Source organism: Lysinibacillus agricola (assembly GCF_016638705.1).
Taxonomy (GTDB): domain Bacteria; phylum Bacillota; class Bacilli; order Bacillales_A; family Planococcaceae; genus Lysinibacillus; species Lysinibacillus agricola.
In genome coordinates this window covers 3,708,203-3,733,425 of the sequence record NZ_CP067341.1, presented here as the reverse complement: position 1 = coordinate 3,733,425, position 25,223 = coordinate 3,708,203, and the positions used below count along the sequence as shown (strand labels likewise).

Annotated in this window: 29 protein-coding genes and 3 pseudogenes; 29 read left to right on the top strand and 3 right to left on the bottom strand. The window is 35.5% G+C overall.

Features of this window, described 5'->3' with window-relative positions; translation table 11 throughout:
* Positions 1-96: 96 nt before the first annotated feature.
* The 16 genes from FJQ98_RS18585 (at position 97) to FJQ98_RS18505 (ending at position 13,235) form a co-directional block, all read left to right on the top strand.
* Entirely contained in the window at positions 97-594 is a 498-nt protein-coding gene (locus FJQ98_RS18585) for a hypothetical protein (RefSeq protein ID WP_053595344.1), read from the top strand.
* Positions 595-1,245: 651 nt separating this feature from the next.
* Positions 1,246-1,713 (top strand): hypothetical protein, encoded by a 468-nt coding sequence (locus FJQ98_RS18580; RefSeq protein ID WP_053595343.1) that lies wholly within the window; start codon positions 1,246-1,248, stop codon positions 1,711-1,713.
* A gap of 399 nt (positions 1,714-2,112) precedes the next feature.
* Entirely contained in the window at positions 2,113-2,409 is a 297-nt protein-coding gene (locus FJQ98_RS26985) for a hypothetical protein (protein WP_241774581.1), read from the top strand.
* Positions 2,409-3,482, top strand: a complete 1,074-nt coding sequence (locus tag FJQ98_RS18570; protein ID WP_201406500.1) for a pre-toxin TG domain-containing protein — start codon at positions 2,409-2,411, stop codon at positions 3,480-3,482. Before FJQ98_RS26985 ends, FJQ98_RS18570 begins: the two co-directional genes overlap by 1 nt.
* Positions 3,483-3,663: 181 nt before the next feature.
* Positions 3,664-3,948: a hypothetical protein gene (locus FJQ98_RS18565; protein WP_053597361.1), complete on the top strand. Its 285-nt coding sequence runs from the start codon at positions 3,664-3,666 to the stop codon at positions 3,946-3,948.
* A 378-nt stretch (positions 3,949-4,326) separates the two neighbouring features.
* The gene (locus FJQ98_RS18555; protein WP_158003115.1) at positions 4,327-4,467 is read left to right on the top strand and encodes a hypothetical protein; all 141 of its coding nucleotides are present in this window, start codon (positions 4,327-4,329) and stop codon (positions 4,465-4,467) included.
* A gap of 109 nt (positions 4,468-4,576) precedes the next feature.
* On the top strand, positions 4,577-5,407 hold the full coding sequence (locus FJQ98_RS18550) for a pre-toxin TG domain-containing protein (RefSeq protein WP_201406499.1): 831 nt from the start codon (positions 4,577-4,579) through the stop codon (positions 5,405-5,407).
* Positions 5,408-5,421: 14 nt separating this feature from the next.
* A complete protein-coding gene (locus tag FJQ98_RS18545; RefSeq protein WP_053592366.1) occupies positions 5,422-5,925 on the top strand; it encodes a hypothetical protein in 504 nt (167 codons plus the stop codon).
* A gap of 595 nt (positions 5,926-6,520) precedes the next feature.
* On the top strand, positions 6,521-7,783 hold the full coding sequence (ltrA, locus tag FJQ98_RS18540; protein WP_053592381.1) for a group II intron reverse transcriptase/maturase: 1,263 nt from the start codon (positions 6,521-6,523) through the stop codon (positions 7,781-7,783).
* Positions 7,784-8,042: 259 nt separating this feature from the next.
* Positions 8,043-8,405, top strand: a complete 363-nt coding sequence (locus tag FJQ98_RS18535; RefSeq protein WP_082340354.1) for an SMI1/KNR4 family protein — start codon at positions 8,043-8,045, stop codon at positions 8,403-8,405.
* Between the two features lie 344 nt (positions 8,406-8,749).
* Complete coding sequence (locus FJQ98_RS18530; RefSeq protein WP_053596549.1) at positions 8,750-9,070, top strand: DUF6572 domain-containing protein; 321 nt, start codon at positions 8,750-8,752, stop codon at positions 9,068-9,070.
* A 23-nt stretch (positions 9,071-9,093) separates the two neighbouring features.
* Positions 9,094-9,666, top strand: coding sequence for a hypothetical protein (locus FJQ98_RS18525; RefSeq protein WP_201406498.1), 573 nt, complete (start codon positions 9,094-9,096; stop codon positions 9,664-9,666).
* A gap of 357 nt (positions 9,667-10,023) precedes the next feature.
* Positions 10,024-11,103: a pre-toxin TG domain-containing protein gene (locus tag FJQ98_RS18520; RefSeq protein ID WP_201406497.1), complete on the top strand. Its 1,080-nt coding sequence runs from the start codon at positions 10,024-10,026 to the stop codon at positions 11,101-11,103.
* 22 nt (positions 11,104-11,125) lie between these two features.
* Positions 11,126-11,920, top strand: coding sequence for an Imm47 family immunity protein (imm47, locus tag FJQ98_RS18515; RefSeq protein ID WP_053596553.1), 795 nt, complete (start codon positions 11,126-11,128; stop codon positions 11,918-11,920).
* A 558-nt stretch (positions 11,921-12,478) separates the two neighbouring features.
* Entirely contained in the window at positions 12,479-12,817 is a 339-nt protein-coding gene (locus FJQ98_RS18510) for a hypothetical protein (RefSeq protein WP_053596546.1), read from the top strand.
* A gap of 4 nt (positions 12,818-12,821) precedes the next feature.
* Positions 12,822-13,235 (top strand): YxiG family protein, encoded by a 414-nt coding sequence (locus FJQ98_RS18505; protein ID WP_053596545.1) that lies wholly within the window; start codon positions 12,822-12,824, stop codon positions 13,233-13,235.
* 304 nt (positions 13,236-13,539) lie between these two features.
* On the opposite strand, the gene FJQ98_RS18500 is transcribed toward FJQ98_RS18505, so the two are convergent.
* A complete protein-coding gene (locus FJQ98_RS18500) occupies positions 13,540-13,740 on the bottom strand; it encodes a helix-turn-helix domain-containing protein (RefSeq protein WP_053596544.1) in 201 nt (66 codons plus the stop codon).
* A gap of 164 nt (positions 13,741-13,904) precedes the next feature.
* On the opposite strand from FJQ98_RS18500, the gene FJQ98_RS18495 reads away from it, so the two are divergent.
* The 11 genes and pseudogenes from FJQ98_RS18495 (at position 13,905) to FJQ98_RS18445 (ending at position 23,067) form a co-directional block, all read left to right on the top strand.
* Positions 13,905-14,681, top strand: coding sequence for a recombinase family protein (locus FJQ98_RS18495; RefSeq protein WP_053596543.1), 777 nt, complete (start codon positions 13,905-13,907; stop codon positions 14,679-14,681).
* A 132-nt stretch (positions 14,682-14,813) separates the two neighbouring features.
* Complete coding sequence (locus FJQ98_RS18490; protein ID WP_082340332.1) at positions 14,814-16,265, top strand: IS110 family RNA-guided transposase; 1,452 nt, start codon at positions 14,814-14,816, stop codon at positions 16,263-16,265.
* Positions 16,266-16,827: 562 nt separating this feature from the next.
* Entirely contained in the window at positions 16,828-17,307 is a 480-nt protein-coding gene (locus tag FJQ98_RS18485; protein WP_053596541.1) for a DUF2247 family protein, read from the top strand.
* Positions 17,308-17,600: 293 nt separating this feature from the next.
* Positions 17,601-18,335: a transposase gene (locus FJQ98_RS27280; protein ID WP_053596540.1), complete on the top strand. Its 735-nt coding sequence runs from the start codon at positions 17,601-17,603 to the stop codon at positions 18,333-18,335.
* Positions 18,301-18,759, top strand: a complete 459-nt coding sequence (locus FJQ98_RS27275) for a transposase (RefSeq protein WP_082340315.1) — start codon at positions 18,301-18,303, stop codon at positions 18,757-18,759. The genes FJQ98_RS27280 and FJQ98_RS27275 overlap by 35 nt, the downstream gene beginning before the upstream one ends.
* A 488-nt stretch (positions 18,760-19,247) precedes the next feature.
* Positions 19,248-19,586 carry a hypothetical protein gene (locus FJQ98_RS26965; protein ID WP_241774629.1) on the top strand — a complete coding sequence of 113 codons (339 nt, stop codon included), beginning with the start codon at positions 19,248-19,250 and terminating at the stop codon, positions 19,584-19,586.
* Positions 19,586-20,320 carry a pre-toxin TG domain-containing protein gene (locus FJQ98_RS18465; RefSeq protein WP_201406496.1) on the top strand — a complete coding sequence of 245 codons (735 nt, stop codon included), beginning with the start codon at positions 19,586-19,588 and terminating at the stop codon, positions 20,318-20,320. Before FJQ98_RS26965 ends, FJQ98_RS18465 begins: the two co-directional genes overlap by 1 nt.
* A pseudogene (locus FJQ98_RS18460) lies at positions 20,317-20,811 on the top strand (hypothetical protein); the annotation flags it as partial. The gene FJQ98_RS18465 and the pseudogene FJQ98_RS18460, both read left to right, overlap by 4 nt.
* Positions 20,812-20,838: 27 nt before the next feature.
* The gene (locus FJQ98_RS18455) at positions 20,839-22,071 is read left to right on the top strand and encodes a PoNi-like cognate immunity protein (protein WP_053596535.1); all 1,233 of its coding nucleotides are present in this window, start codon (positions 20,839-20,841) and stop codon (positions 22,069-22,071) included.
* 186 nt (positions 22,072-22,257) lie between these two features.
* Positions 22,258-22,617, top strand: coding sequence for a hypothetical protein (locus FJQ98_RS18450; RefSeq protein ID WP_053596534.1), 360 nt, complete (start codon positions 22,258-22,260; stop codon positions 22,615-22,617).
* Between the two features lie 15 nt (positions 22,618-22,632).
* The gene (locus tag FJQ98_RS18445) at positions 22,633-23,067 is read left to right on the top strand and encodes an SMI1/KNR4 family protein (protein ID WP_053596533.1); all 435 of its coding nucleotides are present in this window, start codon (positions 22,633-22,635) and stop codon (positions 23,065-23,067) included.
* A gap of 80 nt (positions 23,068-23,147) precedes the next feature.
* On the opposite strand, the pseudogene FJQ98_RS18440 reads toward FJQ98_RS18445, so the two are convergent.
* A pseudogene (locus tag FJQ98_RS18440) lies at positions 23,148-23,338 on the bottom strand (IS3 family transposase); the annotation flags it as partial.
* Between the two features lie 195 nt (positions 23,339-23,533).
* Here FJQ98_RS18440 and FJQ98_RS18435 point away from each other — a divergent pair.
* The gene (locus tag FJQ98_RS18435) at positions 23,534-23,926 is read left to right on the top strand and encodes an SMI1/KNR4 family protein (protein ID WP_241774627.1); all 393 of its coding nucleotides are present in this window, start codon (positions 23,534-23,536) and stop codon (positions 23,924-23,926) included.
* Between the two features lie 141 nt (positions 23,927-24,067).
* Positions 24,068-24,829: a phage baseplate assembly protein V gene (locus tag FJQ98_RS18430; RefSeq protein ID WP_246494240.1), complete on the top strand. Its 762-nt coding sequence runs from the start codon at positions 24,068-24,070 to the stop codon at positions 24,827-24,829.
* Here FJQ98_RS18430 and FJQ98_RS26960 read toward each other — a convergent pair.
* Positions 24,776-25,129: pseudogene (locus FJQ98_RS26960) on the bottom strand (IS1595 family transposase); the annotation flags it as partial. The gene FJQ98_RS18430 and the pseudogene FJQ98_RS26960 overlap by 54 nt on opposite strands.
* Between the last annotated feature and the right edge of the window lie 94 nt (positions 25,130-25,223).

Genomic DNA, 25,223 nt, shown 5'->3' with positions numbered 1-25,223 from the left:
TCAGCACTACGTAGTAGCCTGATGGTCGTGGAGTAAGACTTAATCAAGACGGAACATTTAAGGGCTTTATTGACGAATAAAAAAGGAGTAGATAGTTTGGAAAATCTTGAAATTATTCTAGAAGACTTCCGAAAAGATGAGTTAAATAAACTAGTGTTTGAAGAACTTTTGATTAGTTCACCAGAAGTAAAGTCATCTCATTTCTTTGATAAGAATAGTGGAGATAATATTGAATTTCATCAAATTAAAAGTTACCAAGAAATACTCACTCCGTTAGGGACGGGAAATGTATTTCTGAACCAAATAGAAATAGGATGTAGCTTAAATAATGTTATGATAATATTTTCCTTTGATAAAGATACAGGGGATATTACTTTTAATTTTTCAGAAAGAGAGTTATTAGTAGGTGCGAGAACTGAAATAAAGTTGAAATCTAAGAAAATAGTAGAATCTCTTTTAGTTCTAAAAGACAAATATGATATTCCAAAAATAAGAATCGGTTTTGAGCCTGCATCCGATGAAGATAGTTGCTTACTGGTGATTGGTCAGGAAGCAATTGATTTAGAAAGTGCTATTGAACAAATTTTGAGATAAAACTTAAACCTATAGAGGCACATACCAGTGTACCCTTTGTAAAGGACATTAAAAAATGGGCAACTTATTTAAACTGTATCTTATAAGATAGACACTTTGAAACAGAAATATCTCAAAATGAATCGCAATCCTTATAAAATGTTCAATTTAGTGTTGACATTCCAGTAAATTATTTTTAAAACCTTGAGGAGTTCACTATGCTTTTCAAGGTTTTTCCTTGAACCGAAGAAATAAAATATACTAATATACCCTATAAATTACCGATAATAAAAGAGGAAGAAGTAGTTTAATAAAGTTTAAGATAGATTGTTTTTTATTAGCGGATTTTAAGATTACAACATAGGGTACGGAAAATCCTATGTATGTGCCTAAGGATACCAATGGGAACAAATTAGGGTTACCAAGAAATAAAGATGGGAAATTGGTTAATGGTACTTCTCATAAACCTGACTCTATGAATCCACACACTCAAATTGGGATTAAAAAAGGAGTATATTCAAACACTTGAGTGGGGAAAAAATGGGATGCCGATTCAACGGACAGACTGTACAGACCATGGTAGAGGGGACCATGTAAACCCACATTCACACGAAGCTATTTTTAAGGATGGATCATGGAGCTTTAAAGAATAAGTCATTGGGGAGTAAAATTATGAATTTAAAAGAACCAGCTTTTATGCTAAAGGTACGTGGTAATAAGTTTTTTAATGAAGAGCTTTCTTGCTTAGGTTGGCAATTAGCTGAAATTTTAATATCTCTTAAGGATTATACCGAAAGTCATGATTGGTATATTTTTGATGTATTAGGTACTAGTAAGACATCTCTTCACGAGTTGTTTCCTAAGAATCCAAAGGAACTTTGTATTGTACTTTCAACAGATGAATTAATAGATAAAGTGAAAACGATAATACAATTTGAGTCAGGGGTATTCATTGCTATTCAAAAAGGTAAAAAGATTAATTGGAATTTCAATCATTTACCTGAAACTGAAGAAAGTGAGGGATTACAACATCTATTTGCAGAAATAGAAATTCGTACTTTTGATTATTCATTTTTTGAGATTTACGGGAATAATATTGAAGTGAAAAAAACAATATTAAATCATTTTAGGAAAAATTAATTTGAGAATAAAGGATTTATTAACCTTGAATGGCTTTTTGTCTTTCAAGGTTTTTTATGTTTTATTAATGTTGTGTTAAGAATGTCCCTTTTTAAATCAAAAACTGATGGTAAGGCGACGTACGAGATTGGTTGCAGTGACATTTAAATAAAATGAACACGTACTTACTATTAGATTTATATTTGCACACGAGAGAAAGGCGATAACGTTCATCTTGCCTTCCCGACACATCGGGAGGAAGTTGCCGTTGTCCGCCATAGTGTACGAAAGGGCGGCGACTCCAACCCAAAAACAGCCGATCCCAAAACGTCCTACTGGGGCACACCAAAAGGCAAGGACATCAAGCTAGACCCACAAGCTGTCACATTTACTGCACAGGAAGGCTCCGTTTTCCTAAAGTTGGATCAGGGAAGCGGGGTAGAAGTACATAGTAAGCAATCACTTACACTAAAAGCCAATGATATCACCTTTGCAGGTAAAAGCATTTCGATGAACGCAACAGAATCTATGCACTTGACATGTGGCTCCAGCAGTCTCGTTCTCGACGGAATTACCGATATACAGGGACAGATTGTGACAATGGAAGGCTCGAACAAAGCACCTGTATCCGTGTCTGATGCATCAGAAGACGGAGCTGACCTTGAATCTGCCCTAGACGTCATGGGCATGATCCCTCTTGGTGGGGGTGGTGCTTAATGGCGAAGAAGGGGAAAGGTAAGAATATAGGTTTTTTTGGAGCGATAAGCAGCCTCCTTGGTAGTATCCCTGCTGTGAAGAGTGCAAAAAAAGCAGCAGGAAAGGCCATTAAAAAGCAAATCAAAAAGTCGAAAAATAAATTAAAATTAAAGAACCTCTTGAAAAAGCTTAAGAAGAAGCGTAAGAAAAAGAGAGGTAAGCTTTTTACAAAGGCCAGGAAGCTTAGAAATAGGCTATCCAGGAGAAAATTGGCCAGGAAGTTTAAACGGGCTGCGAAAAAAGCAGTACTTACAGTGAAAAAAGCAACTGTTAAGCAAGCAACTAAAAAGGCCAGCAATGCGGCCAAAGCTGCTGTCAAACAAGTCAAAAAGAATGAAAAAGCTCAAAATCTTAAACTAGTTTCTATGGGGTTAAATTACATTCCTGTTTTCGGAAATATTAAGACTCTATATGAAATGACCACTGGAAAAGATATGATTACTGGACAGAAAGTGGTAATTCCAAAAGGTGGATCAAAGTATATAAATTTAGAAAAATCCTGTCCTATGCCTCAGAATAAAGGTAAAACTAAAAAAGAAAAAGAACGTGAAATAATAGACAAATTTATAGAAGAACAAAGAAATCATGAAAAGAAACTATTAAAATCTACATTTAATTTCTTTTTCGAAGATATTGAAACAATGTTAAGTCCTGACTCAACATGGAAAGAACGAGCTGAAGCTGCATTTTATACATTCTATAAACCTGCGAAAGTGGCTGATAAAGCAAAAGATGGAGCAAAAATTATAGAAAGTCAGGCAGAGCGAATCAAAAAAAATGTAGATGAAAGTGCAAGAGCAAGAGATAGTTCTAAGTTTGATGACTATGCAAAAAAAGAAAAAGAGATTTTAGAAAAACAGCGTACAAAAAATATTGCTCAAAACGGAAAGAATGTGCTTAATAATTATGATATATCTAAAGCATATGTGAAACCAAAGCATCTTGCTACATCGGGTGGAAAGGCCAGGAAGTTTGTGGGAGATACAAAAGCAGAAGCAGAGGCTATACTTAGAGATGCTATGAAAAAAAGGTGATGTTAAAGGTATATTAGACAATGGCTTGACCGGTCAAGGTCAACAGTCATATTCTATATTTTTAGATGCAGGAAAGCCCGTTGGAACTAAAGGAGAAAATTTAATAAAAGTTGTTCTTTCTGAAGACGGTGGTATGCTTAGTGCATATCCGGTTATTTCAGTAAAATAAGGAGGGAACTTTATGGATGTAATAAAAAAATTTTTAGATGTAGAGATTTCTGATCAAGAGATGTACGAAGAAATTTATAATTTTATTAATTCACCACATGTTAGAAGTGGTGAATTTGAAGCAAATGAATTTATTATAAAAAAAATGGATTCACTTAATTTTTTTATTTACTTAGAGTATATATTTCCTAATGATGGACATAGGGAGATTTCATGTTGTACTTCAATATATAGGGATGATTTAAATACAAAAATTAATGAATATGCCATTAGGTATGGATACACATTAAAAAGTTAAATGTTTAATATTTAATCTGTGTTTGATTGTATCTTTTAAGGGTTTTTTTACTAACATATTTGCTTATTTGATCATATATATTTGAACCATGAATAGTGACACCATCAAAAGTGATCCTATTCATGGTTTTTCTGTATTTAATCCGCTCCAATTTGAATGGGATGTTCAACTTTCTGAAAAAGAAATGAGAGAGTGGGGGAATACAAAAAATGGTGATAAATATATTAACGTTGCACCTGATGGAACACTTTCACACTAACTTAAAATAGGAGGTATTATGTTTAACTGTGTCTGTTTTGATGCATCAGAAGACGGAGCAGACCTTGAATCTGCCCTAGACGTCATGGGCATGATCCCTCTTGGTGGGGGTGGTGCTTAATGGCGAAGAAGGGGAAAGGTAAGAGTAAAGGCTTTTTTGGAGCGATATGCAGCCTCCTTGGTAGTATCCCTGCTGTTAAGAGTGCAAAAAAAGCAGCAAGAAAGGCCTTAAAAAAAGCAAATCAAAAAGGCGAAAAATAAATTAAAATTAAAGAATCTCTTCAAAAAGCCTAAGAAGAAGCGTAAGAAAAAGAGAGGTAAGCTTTTTACAAAGGCCAGGAAGCTTAGAAATAGGCTATCCAGGAGAAAATTGGCCAAGAAGTTTAAACGGGCTGCGAAAAAAGCAGCTGTTAAGAAAGCAACTAAAAAGGCCAACAATGCGGCCAAAGCTGCTGTCAAACAAGTCAAAAAGAATGAAAAAGCTCAAAATCTTAAACTATTTTCTATGGGGTTAAATCACATTCCTATTTTTGGGAATATCAAGACTCTATATGAAATGACCACTGGAAAAGACATGATTACTGGACAAAAAGTGGTAATTCCAAAAGGTGGATCAAAGTATATAAATTTAGAAAGCTCCTGTCCTGTGCCTCAGAATAAAGGTAAAACTAAAAAAGAAAAAGAACGTGAAATAATAGACAAATTTATAGAAGAACAAAGAAATCATGAAAAGAAACTATTAAAATCCACATTTAATTTCTTTTTCGAAGATATTGAAACAATGTTAAGTCCTGACTCAACATGGAAAGAACGAGCTGAAGCTGCATTTTATACATTCTATAAACCTGCGAAAGTGGCTGATAAAGCAAAAGATGGAGCAAAAATTATAGAAAGTCAGGCAGAGCATGCAAAAAAAGAAAAGGAGATTACGGGAAATAAGGGCACCGGTAAAGATTTTAAAAACTACTCAGCTAAAGAAATTGAGAGGAAGTTTGACTTGAAGAAAGGGGAGTTCCACCAAGTGAAACAGGATATAGTTAAAGACCTTACCAATAAAAACTCTCCGTATAAAGACTCTATGAAAAAGGTGGGTAATAATCCAGATATTCATCTAAGTTCAGATGGTACAATCAGAGTAATGTCTAAAGATGGAAAGACTTCGTTTGATACTAATTGGAATATAAAAGATTTTCTACCGTAAGAAAGGTGATAACTATGTCATTTGAAGTAAATATATTAGTGGTTAATCAAAATAAACCCTTACCAATTCCATTTCTCTCTTTTATAGAAGTAATAAATGAAGTGGACGATAAAATGGTTTTGAGATTAGAATGTACATGGAAATTTATGAGTCAAACAAAAGGGATTTGGTATTCATTAGTTAAAGAAGATGATGGGATAAAAAATGCATTTTTACTTTGTACCTCTGATTTTGAAATAGAGTCAGAAAAATTACCTATACCTTTTTGGATTGACGATGAGGATGTTATTTATAACTTAACTCCATTAATTATTCATAAGGAATATATAGAAGAGTTTGAAGTAATATTAGAATTTTTAGTTAAACAATCTCCAACTAGTACCTTAATGTTTTTAGCTAGATATCAGGGTGGTGATTATGAGATTATTCAAGGCACTATATCACTTAGTAATTTTATTCAAGATTTAAAAAATAAAAAAATATTGTTTAATGTATGCTATATAATCACTAATGATTAATTGTTATAACCTTGATTGGCTAAATGCCTTTCAAGGTTTTTTATGTGCGCCCGGCATGCGTATGAACTATAGGGTGCAAGTCCCAAACCTCGAAGACAGAAGTAGAGGTTAGCCAAGAGCAAGGGTGTCCGTGGCGACGCGGAATCTGAAGGAAGCTGGAGGCAAAACACCGGTCCGAGGAACACGAATCTCATATAAGGCTAGGTATGATTGGATGAGTGTGCATAACAACACAAAGTCCTTTCTGTCGAAGGTCATATCGAGTAAATGAGGCGGATAGATGGTGTGAAAGTGCATGCGCTTACCCGGGGAGGTCTGATGGAAACGCAAAGTACACTTTGTAACCTACTTAGCGATAGGTAGCTGAACCATCAGAAGTCAGCAGAGGTCATAGTACCATTCACTTCTAGAATGAATGGGAAGGACCGAACAATTCGGAGAGAATAGCCCTTGGCATGCAGTTTTCTATGATAAACACAGAAAATCCAGAAGGACCGACTTAATGGAGGTAATGGTGAATCCCATGAGGGACATTGAGCGGGTGCAGTAGAAACTGTTATAAGAAGACAAGCTATTCACGGAGGAGTCGAACGAGATGTTAATGAATCAAATATTATCACGGGAGAATCTGCTTCTCGCACTCAAACGGGTGGAACGAAACAAAGGGAGTCATGGAGTAGACAAAATGCCCGTAAAATTCCTACGACAGCATGTAGTCGAAAACTGGCTAACGATTAAGAAACAAATTCTTGAGGGAACCTACCAACCACAACCAGTTCGCAGAATCGAAATCCCGAAACCTGACGGCGGTGTGCGACTATTAGGAATCCCAACCGTGACAGACCGACTCATTCAACAGGCGATTGCCCAAGTGCTATCCAACCTATACGACCCAAACTTCTCGAATCATAGTTACGGATTTCGACCAAAACGAAGTGCTCACGATGCAATCCGAGAAGCCAAAGGCTATATAAAAGAAGGATACCGCTGGGTAGTAGATATGGACTTAGAGAAATTCTTCGACAAAGTAAACCATGACCGTCTAATGAGTACATTAGCAAAGAAAATTTCTGATAAACCTCTACTCAAGCTGATTCGTAGATACTTACAATCGGGTGTCATGATAAATGGTGTCGTTTATGATACAGATGAAGGAACACCCCAAGGGGGACCACTGAGCCCACTTCTCTCAAACATTGTACTGGATGAATTAGACAAAGAATTAGAGAAACGTGGTCATAAATTTGTCCGTTACGCCGATGACTGCAATATTTATGTGAAAACAAAACGAGCAGGAGAACGAGTGATGGCAAGTATCAAAACTTTTATTGAGAAGACGCTACGATTGAAAATAAATGAGAAGAAATCCGCAGTGGCTCGTCCTTGGCAACGTAAATTCCTAGGATTTAGCTTTACCTCCCGCAAAGAACCACAAGTTCGAATTGCGAAAGAGAGCATAAAGCGAATGAAGAACAAAATTCGGGAATTAACAGCTAGAAAGAAGCCATTTCCAATGGAGTACCGAATTCAACAATTGAATCAATACTTAATTGGGTGGTGTGGCTACTTTGCATTAGCGGATACGAAATCAATATTTGAATCACTGGATGGATGGATTAGAAGAAGACTTCGCATGTGCTTATGGAAGGATTGGAAGAAACCTCGTACGAAAGTGCGCAACCTCATTCGCTTAGGAGTTCCAGACTGGAAGGCTTACGAATGGGGCAATACTCGCAAGAGTTACTGGCGTATTTCGAAAAGTCCAATATTACACAGAACCCTTGGTAACTCTTATTGGAGTAACCAAGGGCTCAAAAGTCTGCAAGCTCGTTATGAAATCTTGCGTTATTCATCTTAATTGAACCGCCGTATACGGATCCGTACGTACGGTGGTTGGAGAGGTCGGGAGTTAATCACTCCCTCCTACTCGATTGTTGGCGCTACCCAGTGACGATTAGTTGATTTTTTATGCAGAGAATATGAGTAACCCATGTAAGACCTATATTATGTTTTTAAGAATACGGGTAATGATGCTCATGGGGATATTATAAGCGTAAGTAACAGAGAACGGAAGACTATCAAAATAATATTAAAAATCCAATGACAAAGGTGGAAATATTGAAGAAGATGATGTTCTGCCTAATGATTTACTTGAATTTTATAATATTTGTGAAGGGGTAGGCTTGTTCGCAGATGCAGATTTTGAAGTAAGTATTGTTTCTCCTGATAAATTCCTACTTGCTAACCCCATAATTGTAGGAGAAAAATGTGAATATGATATTTCTTCACACAGGTATATCATTGCAGATTTGGGTAATGGGAATTTTCTAACTATTGATTTACACCCTGATAGGTTAGGAAAATGTTATGATAGCCACTGGGATTCTCATGGTATAGTAGGAAGCAGTACTGTTGTAGCAAAATCATTCACAGATCTATTAATGAGATTATTTGAAAGTAAAGGTGATAGTTGGTATTGATATAAAGATGATTTTGAGTCACTAGGTGATGCTTATGACGGAATTGAACTAGAATAGAATGTAACAAATTTTAGTAAGAACTTCTAATTTTCTTTACTAGCTATATTAATTATCATGGAATTTCTGGGACTTATTGAGTAACAAGATGATATTGATAAACTAAGAAAATGAACTTAAAGCACTTGATTGTCTATAATGGTGACAAGTGATTTTTCGTAATTTATATAATTGAGTGTGTATAATTGTTAAATTTTAACGGATGGAAAAGGGATATTTTAAAGGTGATACTCCTATATCTTCTACAAAAGTTGAGATTATTAGACCAGATTAGAGAGGAGAACAATATGTCTATAATAGAAACAAATAAAATAGATGCTATGGGTATTAGTAAGGACGAGGAAGGCTTGATATTGATGCTTGCAGATCATTTGGATTGGAAAAATGAACCGGAGCATTTAACTCTTTTACAAGATAAAATTAATGCATATTTAGGCTTTATTGAATCAAATCAGCATTCAGATACCTATCCAAATATAGTATTTGAATATTACGTTATTGATGTAAGGTTTAAATATAAAGCAACTGAGAATTGTTTGAAATTTTTCGAGGCGATTAATACACAACTAAGAGAGTTTAATATTCAAGTGGTAAAAAGTGAAGATTAAAATGGATGGAGGACAGTAGCGGCATGAGCAAAAATCAAAAGAACAAAGAAAAAGAGAAAATCATAATGACCAATATAAAGCAAGAGGCGAAAAAACAAAATTTTAAGGTGATTTCTAATTGTATTTATAAGGTCATGGGTGATTATTTTGCTTGTGCTGTATTTTGGGTTCAATGTAACGAAGATAAGTGGACTTTATTTCTTAGAATGAATATTAAAGCTTACAACTATGATAATTTGTTTTGGGAAATATTTGAGATGCCTGAGAATATAAATGCAAAAGAAAGTTTGAGAGCTAATGGGGCATTTGCATGTCCACCATTTCAATGGATTGAAAGATCATATGAAGTAAGTACTTTAGAATTGATGCAAAGTGATATTGCAAGTGCAATCAATGATTTTCAGAATGAGATAAATAAATTAGTTGAAGTGATTAAATTAGACTCTGGCGATTTCAATTCCTATATATTATCTCAAAAAAATATAACGGATGAAAAATTATTAAAAATGATAGCTAATATATCTAAAAATGATTATTCTGTTGCAAAAAGAGATTGCTTTTGCAGAAATCGGAAAGGGTCAACGAGGGGGATATAGGAATAAAGGAAAAGATAAATACGAATATATAATTGAATACTGCAATAAACATATAAATAATTGATAAAAGCAGCATTCTAGCGGATATGAGATTATAGAGAGTATCAAAAATTTTGTGTAAATGAATAAAAGTAGAAAAATTTTTTATCAAATACAAAAAGCTCATACGACCATTTTTATGGTGAGTTTGAGCTTTTTTTGTTCTATCATTTATAGTCGATGCTAAGTAATCGCTAGTAGTAGGCGATTGTGTGTACGTATAAAACAAGGAGCTTGTTGTGGCAAAGTCAATCTCCTCTCCCGCATGCAATAAGGTGTCCTTATCCATGAAGATCATTAACTGTAAGAAGTTGGTATTTGATAAAAAAGATTGAATATTCCGTCGTTTCAGGCGGTATCCCTGTTGTAGGGAAAGTTAAAAAAGCGCTCAAGAAAAAGTTAGGCAAGGTCTTGACAAAAGCCAGGAAGCTAAAAAATAATTTATCCAAGAGCAAACTGGTCAAGAGGTTTAAAAAGGCTGTAAAAAAAGCAGTTAAAAAGGCCAAGAAGTATGTAAAAAAAGTTGTAAAGACAGTTAAAAAGGCAGCGAAAACAGCTGTTAAGGCGGTTAAAAGCGCAGCAAAAACAACTGTTAATGTGGCTAAAAGTGCGACAAAGAAAGCAGCAGTAGCTGTAAGTTCGGTTAATATTAAACAAGCTATATCAACCGCCGCTGATTTCATTCCAGGTGTTGGTAATGCCAAAGCCGCTTTTGAAACGGCCTTTGGATTTGATCCGTTTACACTGGATAAATTGAGTGCGATGGATCGAGGGATATCAGCGGCAGGCATCTTGGGTGGTGGATATGCTAAAGCAGCTGGAAAAGGTGGAAAGGCTACATTAAATCTCTTCTCCAACAGCAAAAACGCGACGAATGCAACCGAAGCAGCTGCTAAATCATCGAAAAATGTGGCATCAGCTAAAAGTGATATTCCTAAGGGTACGGGTAATAATTCTTCAGGTAGGGATGTTTATGGACCTTATTATGATGAGGCGAAAAAATTACACGATACTAAGCCTGATTGGTATCCTAACCCTGATGAATCTAAAATAGTAAAGGGAAAAGAACTAAAGGAAGCAAGAATAGATTATCAAACGTTGGTTAGAAGAGGAGAACTTGAAAAAGGTCATCATAAGCAAGGTTTATCTTTTGGTGGAGAGAATGTAAGTTCAAATATTAAAAAGACAGGAGAATCGACTATTCGTCAAAAAGAAATTGATGAATTAGATTTGGATTTTTATCATGAAATGGGTTATGGTAAAGAAAATGCTAAGATACTAAAAATACATGAGAATGAGAAGGGGATTATTGTATTTGGTAATAATCCTCAACATACTGAAGTTACTGTTTTTCAAAATAAAGTTTTGAAATGGCAAAAAGAAAATGGCAAAAGATAATTCAATGAAAGTAGGTGCATCTATGGGAGAAACGGGAAATCTTATGAATAGTATATGGTTTGGAGAAAAAACAACTTTAGTCAAATCAGAAATTAAAGAAAAAATTTTGAATTCTGTAACAGAAAAGGAAGTTTTATTTAATTTAATTGAATTATTTAAAACAGGTGATTTTACTCAAAAACCATTATTGTTCCAATTAATGAATCAGACTAGAAATGAATCGGTTTTGAATTTATGTATTAGAATGTTCTTAGCTGTTGCAACACATGATGATTTAAGGGATTCAAATAATCTACGTTTTCTTAGTGAGGTAAACGAAGAAACAGTAAACACTTTTGCATCAGCAGCCACAACATCACTTTCTCTTGATATAATTCCATATTTATTGGCTTTACTTGAAGAATGGGATGAAATCAGTGATACAGCTATTAATTTAAGGGATTCTATTGATTTTATTATTAATTTTGAGGAACAAATTGGTGAAGATGCAACTATAGATGAAATTGGAAATTTCTATTTTAATTATTGTGAGGAAATGGATACAGAGAGTTATTATTTTCAACAGAATTTAGCTTTTCCTGGCGACTTAGCTAAAAAGTTAATACAGCGCGTTATGATTGCTGCGAATAATGAGGAGCCATTAAAAATGGAATTAATACCTTCTTTATTATCAATTTGGTCTGGTGAAAAAGTACCTGCGGACTACAATACTGTCATAAATGCGAGCAATTACAAAGATTTTATTGACTATATTGATAGACTTTCAAGTGAAAACTGGGAAAAAGGACAAAAATATTTTTATGGTTATAAGCTTTAACTATAACATATGAAAAATAAACAATTTAAATAATTCAGTAATGCAAAGTATATATACAAGTGTATTAGAGTATGGAATGCTTTAAAAAAATTTCTTTATCTTGATTATAAAGGTGAAGAAAATCATGAAATTGTAAACTACGTTTTAGGTTGTGAATTTGACAAGAATATTGAGATAGTTCACAAGAAGAGTTTGAGAAGTTAGGAGAATTTGAATATGGGTTTTTACCTGAAAAGATAAGTGAAGTCAACAAAGTCATTTCTTCCAAAGGGTATGGATTATTTTCTTACCCAACTACTGAAATTTATCTTAAATAATGATCAAAATTATTATGCATTGTTACCGATGGATGCAAATGTTGGAGAGATGTATGAAGTTAATGTTAAAGATGTAAAGTAATTTGGTTAAGAAGTCAGTGCTGTTTTTGGTTTAAAGAGAACTTTAGAGAGTATTGTCAAAATCAAGGGATCTGTTAATAAATGTGTGTGGAATAAGTTAAAATTGAATAAATGATAAAATGGTGGTAGTTGGAAAATTCAACTACCACTATTTCTTTAGATGGGCTTGGTTTTATATTTTAAGGGTACTAGATATGTTAATAACACAAAGGGATTAGCAGATGATATAGGAAGTAAACTAGGTGGTACTGTTAGCAATGCAAAAGGTAAAGGTTATAAAGTTGAAATACCCAATGGTAATAAATCTATTACAGTAAGGGTCATGGAAGCAGGCTCTGGAGGGCGAAATGAACCATATTATAGAGTTAGTATTGATGGCAAAGGTTCACTTACTCTTGATGGTAAAATATCCAATGATAGAAGTCTTACACATATTGATATAACCGATGACGCATTAAAACAGATTGATATAATGATAAAAGCATATAAAGGAAAGTGATAATATGGAGGAAAGATTATCCGATTTACTCAATGAACTGTGGGCTGCAGTTATTGAAAGATATGAATTTGATATCTTGAAAAATACTATTAGTTTTGAGTTGAAAACAATAGATAATGGCTATGAAAATAAGTATAAAATGGTTTTTGAAGGAGTAACGGCATGGTATTTCGTTGAAAATACTGGTGAAGAAAGGCTTAATACAAAAGCTAATGTTGAGGAAGATGACTATTTAGAATTAACGTCAATTGACTTTTATGTTGGGGGAATAGGACAAATTAAGCCCTCATCAATAGAAGAGGACTGGGTAAATCAATATTATTCTAATGCTAATTTTGCGTTGGAAATATGGAATGCTTTATTATTAGTTGAAGCAAAAAGCATTGTTATAAATGGGAATAAATATACTGTAAGTTAATTGTATTGCGGTTATCGTATAGATAACCGCTTTTTTTGGGGGACGGAGTGACGAACGTTCCCCTCTTTATTCATGGCATAGAGATAACCCTTATATGCCCTATATGATGTTTTAACAAATTTTATAGTACGTACAACAACTTTAAAACATATGCCCTATTTAATGTATTTTATCTTATGAAAATAATTATAAAATTATCAGATACCATCATTCTCACTCTCAAATACTTTATCTTCGTTTTCTCCCTTCCTTTTAAATTTTTCGCAACTTTGACGTACATAGAACGATTACTATAGCAAGAGGACTACTTCACCTCGATTAATTCCTGAATGTCGATGTCTAACACTTTGCATACTGTTTCTAATGTTGATAGATAAACCCTGTCCACATTGTCTGAACAAAGATGGCTTATTGTATTTGGACGTAATCCTGTCATACGTGCTAACTCACGTTGTGAAAGGTCACGTTCTTTAAGGATTTCCTTTAGTTTAATTGATATTGGCATGGTAATTCCCTTCCTCTTTTTTATGCTACTTTTACGATACACAATAAATTTGTATCGGTAAAGGGGTTGAATGTATCGCTAAAGCCGCATACAATGGATTTATATTAAATATAGCGGCTAAGCGTTACACTAATTAAGATTAGCGTAACGGAGGGGAAAAAATCATGAAAGTAATCGGATATATTCGCGTATCGACACAAGGACAAGCAAGGGATGGATATAGCCTTTCTTACCAAGAAGATGAAATCAAAGCATATTGTCAGGCTCAAGGAGACACGCTATTGCATTTGTTTAAGGACGAGGGTATTAGTGGGGCTAAAGTTGATGAAGAAGCGTTAGAAGTGGACAGATTAGGTTTTCAGGAGATGTTGGAGTATCTCTCCCACCATGAGGTGGATTATGTTGTGACACTTAATACAAGCCGTTTATGGCGGTCAGACATTGTGAAAGTGTTAGTTCATCGAGAAATGAAAAAGTATGGAGTGGACATTCGGAGTATTGAACAACCGCAATACAGTATCCACAAGAAAGACCCTAGCGATTTTTTAATCAATGGCTTAATGGAGTTATTAGACCAATATCAACGTTTAGAAATCTCTTTAAAGCTAGGGAGAGGGCGAAACAAGAAAGCCCAACAGGGCGGCTATGCAGGAGGAAATGTTGCATTAGGCTATAAAGTGAAGAAAGGTCAGAAAAGACTAGTTGTTGATGTGGGACAAGCACTGACCATTCAAAGAGTGTTTGACTTAAAGGAACAGTATCCTTCATGGTCTTTAACTCAACTAGCGGAACAACTGAATGATGACGGACATCGAACAAAACAAGGAAAGTTATTTACGAAAGTCCAGATCAAACGGATTTTAGATAGAAAAGCCTTTTATAGTGGGTTATACCGCTATGGAGACATAACAGCAAATGGCAAACATCAAGCCATTTTATAACGGTTAACAGATAGAGGATGGATAGGCTTTCGTACCCTTGCGAGTCTAAAGAGACTAACGCTCGACCTAAGGTTGCCGACATTCTCTGTCTTGCTTTTTCCGTTCAATCTAATATAGGGGTGAGGTTTTCTGATGAAACGAGATAAGCATATTTATATAGGGCTAGATTTACACAAGTTCCAACATACAGCGGTAATAGTGGATTGTTGGTTTGAAAAGCTAGGAGAAATGACCTTTCAAAATAAACCATCCATTTTTCCAAGTTTACTAGAATATGTGAACAGATTTCTTACAGAAGGTTTGACCCCTGTATTTGGATTAGAAGATGTGGGCGGTTACGGAAGGGATTTAGCGTTATTCATAATAGAACAGGGCTATATCGTTAAGTTTGTCAATTCCTCTTTATCCAATTCAGAACGAAACAGCTATGCGATGACACAAAAGAATGATAGTTGGGATGCTCAATGTGTCGCAGATGTGTTAATTCGTAAGTTACCATATTTACCTGACGCTACACCATCGGATATTCATTGGATAATCGCTCAACTTGTAGGCAGAAGAAACGCCTTAGTAAAAGCACAAACAGCTTTGAAGAACCAATTGCATATGCAATTAAACTATTATTATCCAAGTTACAAGGAGTTCTTTTCAGAAGTAGATGGGAAAACAGCTTTAGCCTTTTGGGAAAGCTATCCTTCACCATCTCATTTGGAGGGGGAAACAGTAGAGGACTTAAGAACATTCTTACTAGAAGCGAGTAACAATGCTTGTTCCACTAGAAAGGCAGAGCAAATAATGTCACTCGTTCTAGCTGATGGAGAGGTAAAGCGTGAATACCAAACATCAAGAGACTTTATCATTCAAAGTATTGTTCGAGATATTCGCTTTAAGAAACAGGAAATCAAGAAGGTAGATAAAGAGTTAAAGGTTACCATTCAGAAGTTAGGTATGCAGCTTGAAACCATGCCAGGGATTGATACGGTTACTTCATCCGCTTTTATAGCAGAAATCGGTGACATTCATCGGTTCGCAACCTCTGATAAACTCGCAAGATATGCAGGAATAGCACCTATTAAAATGGGTTCGGGCGGTAAGGAAACGATGAAGAAAACAAAACAAGGAAATCGAAAGCTATATGATATCTTTTACAACTTAGCTGTCCAACAAGTCCAAGTTAGTAAAGGTAGTAAAATACAACACCAAGAAACACGAGACTTTCTAGTAAAGAGCATCGTCCGAGACATTTCATTTAAGAAGCAGGAAATGCGCTATGTGGAACGAGAATTAAAAGGGTTAATGAGTTTACTAGACTTTCAATTAGACACAATGCCAGGCATAGATCTCGTTACAGCTTCGGCTCTAATTGCAGAAATAGGCGATGTACGCCGTTTTCCGAATGCCAACAAATTAGCACGATTCGCGGGCATTGCTCCTGTTTACTTTGGCTCTGGTGGGAAAGGAAGGGAACAAAAAAGCAAGCAGGGAAATCGGGCGTTACACGCTTTATTTTACAACTTAGCCGTACAGCAAGTACAAGTGGCAAAAGGAAGTAAGCTGCCAAGGAATCCAGTATTCCATGCATAACTATCGACGGAAACTAAAAGAAGGCAAAACAAAGGGACAAGCATTGGTTTGTATAATGAGACGGCTTGTAAACATTATATATGGCATGTTGAAGCACAAAACAGCCTATGAATTGCCGATAATAAAGGAGGAAGAAGTATTTAATAAGGTTTAAGAGCGATTGTTTTTTATTAGCGGATTTTAAGATTACAACATAGGGTACGGGTGAACTTAAGCATCCAGTTTTAGACAATCCACGAGGAGGTAGTGCATTAAAAGATGATTTTTACCATAGCTTTAATGATATAGTTGATAACTATGCAGTTGATGCTCAAAGATTTGATTTACCAAATAAAAAAGGACATATGGATTCGTTGTATCAGATAGAAGGTTCAGTGGTTAAGTATGAAACGCAATATGTAAAGGTTAAGAATAACGCCCCTGAAATGTCACAGACGAAAAAAACAATAGATGGCGTGTTTGAATGGGTAGTCGATCCTACGACTGACACAGTAACCCATAGAACATTTATACCTGGTCAAAAAGTTACAGGAAAAATAAACCAGTAGAGGAAATAAATGAATTGTATAAAATTGAAATAATCAAGAAAAATGGATTTAATTGTAACTGGACTACATTGTTTATTGGTAGACAGTTTAAATTAATTTCTTCCTTAGAAGTAACAAATTACGCTGTTGAATATCTAGAGAATAATCCTAATGTTAATAATGGGTTCATACTTGAATTGGCGTGGGAACAAGTAGAAGATAAAGTAGATGATTTACTTGAAAAAATAATCTCTGACAGTTCTCCGGAAGGCATGACTAAAGAGTATCATAAGTGGTTATATAGCATTATTAAAGAAGTATATAATAACTCTTCTGCTGAAAATGTCTTTCAAGAAATTGAAAATATTTTTTTTATGTTTAATACGCCCCAAAATATGTATGATTTTTTTAGAAAAGTATCGGATGCATTTTATTATCCTTCTGATTCTAAACATACAATTAAAGAACTTATTGAGGAGTTTTTGAATGCTGAGAAGCAACTGATTATAAAATAAATCCATCGTTTTTTTTGTAGATTTAACCACTAAATGCTAAACTATTTGCTTTGGTACTCAAGAAAGACAAGGTCTCGTAATAAAGGAGATTTTATACAATAAATTGAGCATATTAAAAGGAGAGTAAACTAGGTAGTATAAAATGAAAAAAGGTTTGGAAATCGATGGCTCATCACCATAACTTGGGGTTGACCATATAAAAATTCAATAAATTTACATTAAAGTATAGAAAAAAAGTGAAAACTCACGTATCGTAATTGTTGCTGAGACAAACCACGAGAGGAGTTTTAACTTTGTACTCTAAGTTTATCAAATTAATTCTACCGTTGCCATCCTTTTTTGAAATCGCTCTGCCATCTAAGGAGGAGCCAAATATTTTTCACGTGGATATTGCGCCACAATCAATAGCTTGTCCAAATTGCCAAGGTCGGACTGTTTGTCATGATCGTGCCCTACGCCGTTTTCGGCATGGCTATGCCTGGCATATTGGCGTGCTTTGGATTGAATTATTTGTGCCTCGCCAACGCTGTAAAAATTATGGATTTACGTTCACATTTGACTATGGATTAGGGCTTGTTCATTCCTCGACGGAATCGTTTCGTCGTGAAATTACGAAGCGTTGTCATGGTCGCTCAATTGCGGATGTCGCACGTGACTATGCACTTCCGTATACAACGGTTGAACGCTGGTTTTATACGTATGCACCCGAACAATTAGTCGAAGAAAGTGCGAAACATATTTGTGTCGATGAATTCGCTTTACGCAAAGGGCACAACTATGCGACGAGTGTCTTAAACGCTGAAACAGGACGCATTTTGGCGATTGTTCCTCACCGAGATCAAGAAGCAATTGAATCGGTTTTAAAGAAAGTGGTAGGGTCGATTCAAACCGTGGTCAGTGATTTCGCAGCGGCCATGGCAGGTGCGATTCAAGCCGTTTACCCAACAGCTATTCATGTATTGGATCGCTTTCATTTGATTCAATTTTTCACCGATGCCCCAGCAGCGCAGACGACGTTACTTAGGTGAAGCAAAAAAGCAGCACAAATCCCGATTTATCGACCGCTGTTTAGCGCGAAAACCGGAAGAGTTAACAGAGGAAGAACGTGGTTTTGTGCGTGAATGGCTACGGGAAGATTTTCATACAAAGCATATCTATCAAGCATTGAATCACATGCGTTATGTGTTAAAAGCTACAACGGATACACAAGCAACAAAGCGCTTAAAAAACTGGCTCGAACGCTATCAATTTCACACAAGTGGTGTAGTTTCAAAGATAGCTAAAACCGTGATTGTTCGTGAGAAAGCAATGGTAGATACCATATACTCACCTTTCTCAAACGGCATTATGGAAGGCACAAATAATAAAATTAAGCTCATCAAAAGACGTGGTTTTGGCTACCGAAATGATGCCCATCTTTTCCTCCGTTTACGTTTGGAAACAGGTCATTGATTTTGTCATCCCCGGATTTTGGTGATGAGCCAGTTTTTAACCTTTATCTTTTAAGAGCTTATTCCAACTTTAACGCTGAGTTGGAGTGAGCTCATTTTTAGTTAAAACAACTTATTTACTCCCTTATTTACTAGTACTCGAAAAATGAATTTTCACTTACACTTAGGTAAAGCAATTGAGGGGAAGGTATTAGAGGTCAAGAAAGATCAAGTACGCCTGCACCTATCCATTGATGAGGCACAAAAAAGGAAGAAGCCACATGGTTCTCACTTGCTACCCCTTATACAGCAGAAGGTCATAGCGGCTTTTACAGTCCGCCAGAGGAAGGTGATAGCGTTCATCTTGCCTTCCCGACATATCGGGAGGAAGCAGCCGTTGTCCGCCACAGTATAAGAAAGGGCGGCGACTCTAACCCAAAAACAGCCGATCCGAAAACGTCCTACTGGGGCACACCAAAAGGCAAGGACATCAAGCTAGACCCGCAATCGGTGACGTTTACTGCTAAGGAAGGTGCCGTTTTCCTAAAGCTGGATCAGGGAAGTGGCGTAGAAGTACATAGTAAGCATCCGCTTACACTAAAAGCCAATGATACTATCACCTTTGCGGGTAAAAGCATTTCCATGAGTGCAACAGAATCCATGCGCTTGACATGTGGCTCCAGCAGTCTCGTTTTTGACGGGATCACCGATATTCAAGGGCAGATTGTCACAATGGAAGGCTCGAACAAAGCACCTGTGTCCGTGTCTAATACATCCGGTGAAGGCGCTGACCTTGAATCCGCACTAGACGTCATGGGCATGATCCCTATTGGTGGGGGTGATGCTTAATGGCGAAGAAGGGTAAAGGATTCTTCGGAGCACTAGGTAGTGCTTTAGGCAGTATTCCTGTTGTAGGGAAAGTTAAAAAAGCGGCTAAAAAGAAAATCAAAAAGGCCAAAAAGAAACTAAAGAAAGCCTTAAAAAAAGCAAAGAAAAAGCTTAAGAAAAAGATAGGCAAGGTCTTGACAAAAGCCAGGAAGCTAAAAAATAATTTATCCAAGAGCAAACTGGTCAAGAGGTTTAAAAAGGCTGTAAAAAAAGCAGTTAAAAAGGCCAAGAAGTATGTTAAAAAAGTTGTAAAGACAGTTAAAAAGGCAGCGAAAACAGCCGTAAAGGCAGTTAAAAAGGCAGCAAAAACAACTGTTAAGGCGGTTAAAACCACAGCAAAAACAACTGTTAATGTGGCTAAAAGCGCAGCAACGACTACTGTTAAGGTGGCTAAAAGTGCGACAAAGAAAGCGGCAGTAGTTGTTAAATCGGTTAGCATCAGCCAAGCAATATCAACCGTAGCTGATTTCATTCCAGTCGTTGGTAATGCCAAAGCCGTTTTTGAAACGACCTTTGGATTTGATCCGTTTACAAAGGAAAAATTGAGTGCGGTGGATCGAGGGATATCAGCGGCAGGTATCTTAGGTGGTGGATTTGCCAAAGCGGCTGGAAAAGGTGGCAAGGCTACATTAAATCTCTTCTCCAACAGCAAAAACGCAACGAACCAGCCGAAACTGCTGGAAAGAATAAGATAAATGTAGACGACTTTAATCCGAGTACAGCTACAAACAAGCAAAAAGGTAATTATGGAGAAATAAAGTCAAGTGACAATTTATTAAACAATCAAAGTTTAAAAGATGCTGGATATGACTTAAAGCCAATGGGTAGGGGTGCCCCATCAAGTGTTAATGATAAAATTGTAAAAGGGATTGATGGATTATACCAAAACAAAAATGCAGATTCAAATATCAAATATGTTATTGATGAAGCAAAGTTTGGTAGTTCACAATTATCAAAAACACCTAAAGATGGACCACAAATGTCAGATGACTGGTTGAAAGGTACGAAAACCAAAAAAGATAGAATATTGAAAGCTGTTGATGGAGATAAAGAATTAGCACAAAAGATTACGGATGCATTGGATGAAGGTAAAGTTGAGCGAGTACTTTCAACAGTCGATAGTAGTGGAAAGGTTAAAACATATAGAATAGATGCAAAGGGTGACATAATTGGAGAATGGCCTTAAGTCAAAGGCAAGGAGGAATCAGATGTTATGAGAGATCATCTATGTATTGAAGAAAAATGTAGAGAAGATATAGAATACAATAAAAAGTTTATCGACAAGAATATAGGGGATATTAAAGGTTTGGAAGAAGATAGGAAAAATGGTATCCAAAGAAATCCTTATGATAATAAAAGTATTATAGAAGCAAAATATTTAAGGAATTGTATATATGAGACAGAGAAAATAATTGCAAAATATTCCTTAGGTGAAAAAATTAATACAATGGTAGAAGATTTTGAGAATGCCATTACTTATTTAGAGAATAAAGGAGAAAGAGAAGTTGGATATATAAATCTACTTTGGATGATATCTTTAGGGATTTTATTAGACACTGATAAAAAGAATATTGTAAGATTAGCCAAGCAGGTTGAGAAAGAAAACATTAATGATTCTGTGATTGAATATTTATTATGTGCTAGTGATATTGGGTACACAAAAATCACCAATGTTTATTTTAAAGAAAATCCATATGCAAAAACAAGGGAAATTATAGAACTTGCGCAAACAGATAAGAAAGAAGCATCTAAGAGATTGCAAAAGTATATGGAGAAAGAATGGTTTAAAGGCCATTATGATTATGAATGGAAAAATGCCCATAAAGAACCTGGATATGTAGGGTTTTGGAGCTTTGAAACAGCCGCATTAGCAAAGATACTAGAACTCGATGATACAAGCCTAATAAATAATAATCACTATCCATATGAACTGGCGCATTACAAAAATTCAATGAAATTCAAACCAATCTCCCTAAGTCAATACAGCAATGAGCAAGAGATTGAAGAGATAGATGAAATAATAGAAGGAATTGAAAATAACCCTTTATTGGAAAAGATAATTCCAACAAGATGGCACGCATTTGTCAATGAATTGATACATGATTATGAGGTTATGGATGATAGTAGTTTTTATGAAAAATACAAAAAACTTATAGGGTTAGATCAAATCTGGTTTTTATCACAAGAATACGAACAAGAAAATGAGCAAAAAATTCTCTTAGGAAGTTTAATTATTTTTGCAATGACAGAAAAAGGATATATACTGCAATTGGATTATAAAGAAGATGTGGAAGAATACTATTCAGGGATGGAAAATTACTGGAATGAAGCAAGAACAAAGCTGATCCAATTTATATTAAATAATGATCAAAATTATTATGCATTGGTGCCGATGAGTACAAATGTTGGAGAGATGTATGAAGTTAATGTTAAAGATGTAAAGTAAATTGGTTAAGATGTCAGTACTGTTTTTGGTTTAAAGAGAACTTTAGAGAGTATTGTCAAAATCAAGGGATCTGTTAATAAATGTGTGGAGAATAAGTTAAAATTGGATAAATGATAAAATGGTGGTAGTTGGAAAATCCGACTACCACTATTTCTTTAGATGGGCTTGGTTTTATAATTTAAGGGTATGGATAATGCTAAACTAAGTCCGACAAATTATCCAAATCCAGATCCACCAATGTCTGCACCACCTGTAAGGTATGAACCAAAAACAATAGAAGAAGTCATTAGAATGCGTAATGGAAGAGGACCTACAACTAAAATTACGCATGGTGATAAAAATATAGAAGCACATCATAGACAACAAGTCCCTGTTAAAAATGGAGGGATATTAGATGAATTAGAACAAAGAACTCATAGGGGTGAAGGGAATCATACACGTCATGATAGACCTTCCCAGTTAACTTCTTTTCAAAGATCTAAGGAAATTAGAGAACATTATAAAGAAAGAGGCAAAGAGTATATACTACCAGGAGAAGGGATTTAAAAGGAGGAAAAGTTAGTGACAAGAGATGAGATTGCAAATTTATTAGATAGCATTTTAGATAAAGAATTAGGGGATTTAGATATTCCTTCCTTTAGTGATTGGGAAAAGATAGAGAAAAAGTTCGGGTGTCAACTACCAATGGAATTTAGATTTTTTATTGAATTAATGACTGAATATTCCTTTCCAGGGGACATTTTAAATGTTTCCAATGGTAAAACAAATGGCAATGACACTATTGAATTTACCTATGACTATGAAATGAATTTTGGTGGGTGGAAGAAGGAATTAATTCCATTTTATAGTGTAGGTAATGGAGACTACTTTTGTCTTCTCTCAAATGAATGCCCCAATACAGGAGTCTATTATTATTCACATGAAGAAAATAATATCGAAAAGGATGCTGGTAACTTTGAAAAATGGTTAAATCAATTGCCAGCTTTTTTGAGCTAATAGATAAAAAATCTTGATTAGCTAAAATGGCTTTTGAAGTGACCCCTAAAAGTTAGACACGGTTATTTCATTAGGCCAGCTTAGGTTAAATAAGTTCGGTTTTGCACCGGACCCGTTTTAATTTTGCCTTAATCCGTTTCGTATTATAGTAATTTGTATATTTTTCTAATTCTGTTTTAAAATGCTCTATACTTTCAAAATCCTTCATGTAAAGGAATTCAGATTTCATAATTCCAAAGTAATTCTCCATGACTGAGTTGTAGTAACAGTTCAAAATCAACTGAAAAACGGAGAAGTTAATATGTCTAGTTTGGAATCAATGATTCCTTCAAATATTCCAAAGTAATTCGTGTTGAATTAATTCCGAAAAAAGGATGGTGGAATTAATTGGTATATTTAAATGGACTTGTAGCCCAACTTCAAAAAGATAAAATTCCAACCTTGTACAAAGGAAGAAGTAAATGAAGTGAAAAAATTGATAGGAAATAATAAACTTCCTGAAGCATACATTGAGTTTCTTGAAGTAATGGGTGGAGGAACAGAGCATACTTTTTTACGAGGTGAGTCATGTTTTATTGACGAGTTATTGGAGTTAAACGAATGGGGAGCAGAATTATTAGAAGAAAATAACGTGCAGTTGAGCCTTACTCCTAACGACTTTGTATTTTGGATGAGTCAAGGGTGTATGTTTTGTTTCTTTAAATTAGATGAGGGTGAAGATCCTGCAGTCTATTTTTATTCTGAAGGCAAAAAGAAAGATGTTTTTATAAGATTACAGATACTTTTACAGAATTTTTACAGCGTAGGTATATTAAAGATAAGTATATTTTTTAAAAAAGGGATTAAAAGGTTATTTTAATTTACTATGGATATTTTTAGCTCACAAAATCATAATTGTTCATTACAATAGTTATTATCATAAGCTAAAAAAGCTTTTCATCTACTCAAACAGCTCATACAACCATTTTATTGGTAAGTGTGAGCTGTTTATTTTTGCATTGTGACAAAGTCGACATTTTTTGAAATAAGTTGTCCCTTCCTATATAAAAGACTAAACATTCCTTCCCTGTCAGGCACAGCGATTGAGGGTAAGGTATTAGAGGTCAAAAAGGATCAAGTACGCTTGCACCTATCCATTGATGAGGCACAAAAAAAGGAAGAAGCCACATGGTTCTCACTTGCTACGCCTTATACAGCAGAAGGACATAGCGGCTTTTACAGCCCGCCAGAAGAAGGCGATAGCGTTCATCTTGCCTTCCCGACACACCGTGAGGAAGCAGCCGTTGTCCGCCACAGTGTAAGAAAGGGCGGCGACTCTAACCCAAAAACAGCCGATTCCAAAACGTCCTACTGGGGCACACCAAAAGGCAAGGACATCAAGCTAGGCCCGCAATCGGTGACGTTTACCGCAAAGGAAGGCGCCGTTTTCCTAAAGCTGGATCAGGGCAGCGGAGTAGAAGTACATAGTAAGCAATCACTTACACTAAAAGCCAATGATATCACCTTTGCAGGTAAAAGCATCTCCATGAGCGCAACAGAATCCATGCGCTTAACATGTGGGTCCAGCAGTCTCGTTTTTGATGGAATCACCGATATTCAAGGGCAGATTGTGACAATGGAAGGTTCGAACAAAGCACCTGTGACTGTGTCTAATACATCGGGAGAAGGCGCTGACCTTCTTGATTTGACATTTTTTTATGCAATTCTAATTATCCAGGTAACGTGTCGTCACCCTTTGAAAACGATTCATCAATTCCTTTAAACGCTTGGGTAACTATTGACGTGTTGAATATGGTAAATCCCTTTTCTAACTTATTTGCCTTGTCGCACATTAATGGCTTAGTGTTGTATACTTTTCATTTTAGCAAAATTCTTATAGTTCGTTGTAGAATCTGTACATAACAAAACTGAGGTGTCGATGTAGCGACCTAACAACCCGTCCAATTCTTGTACATTAATCCGACCCTTACCTGCCATTTGAGAGAGGATTTCTCTACCACTGTCGTAAGCAAATGACCACAAATATTTGTTCCTTTGATTTCCCTCTTCTCTTAGCAACACCATCACATTGCTCTCGGTTACAACTTATAATTATTCTCTTCATCATGCATGTATTCGTCGTTCGATCTAGTTACTTTTTTATACCACGATGATTA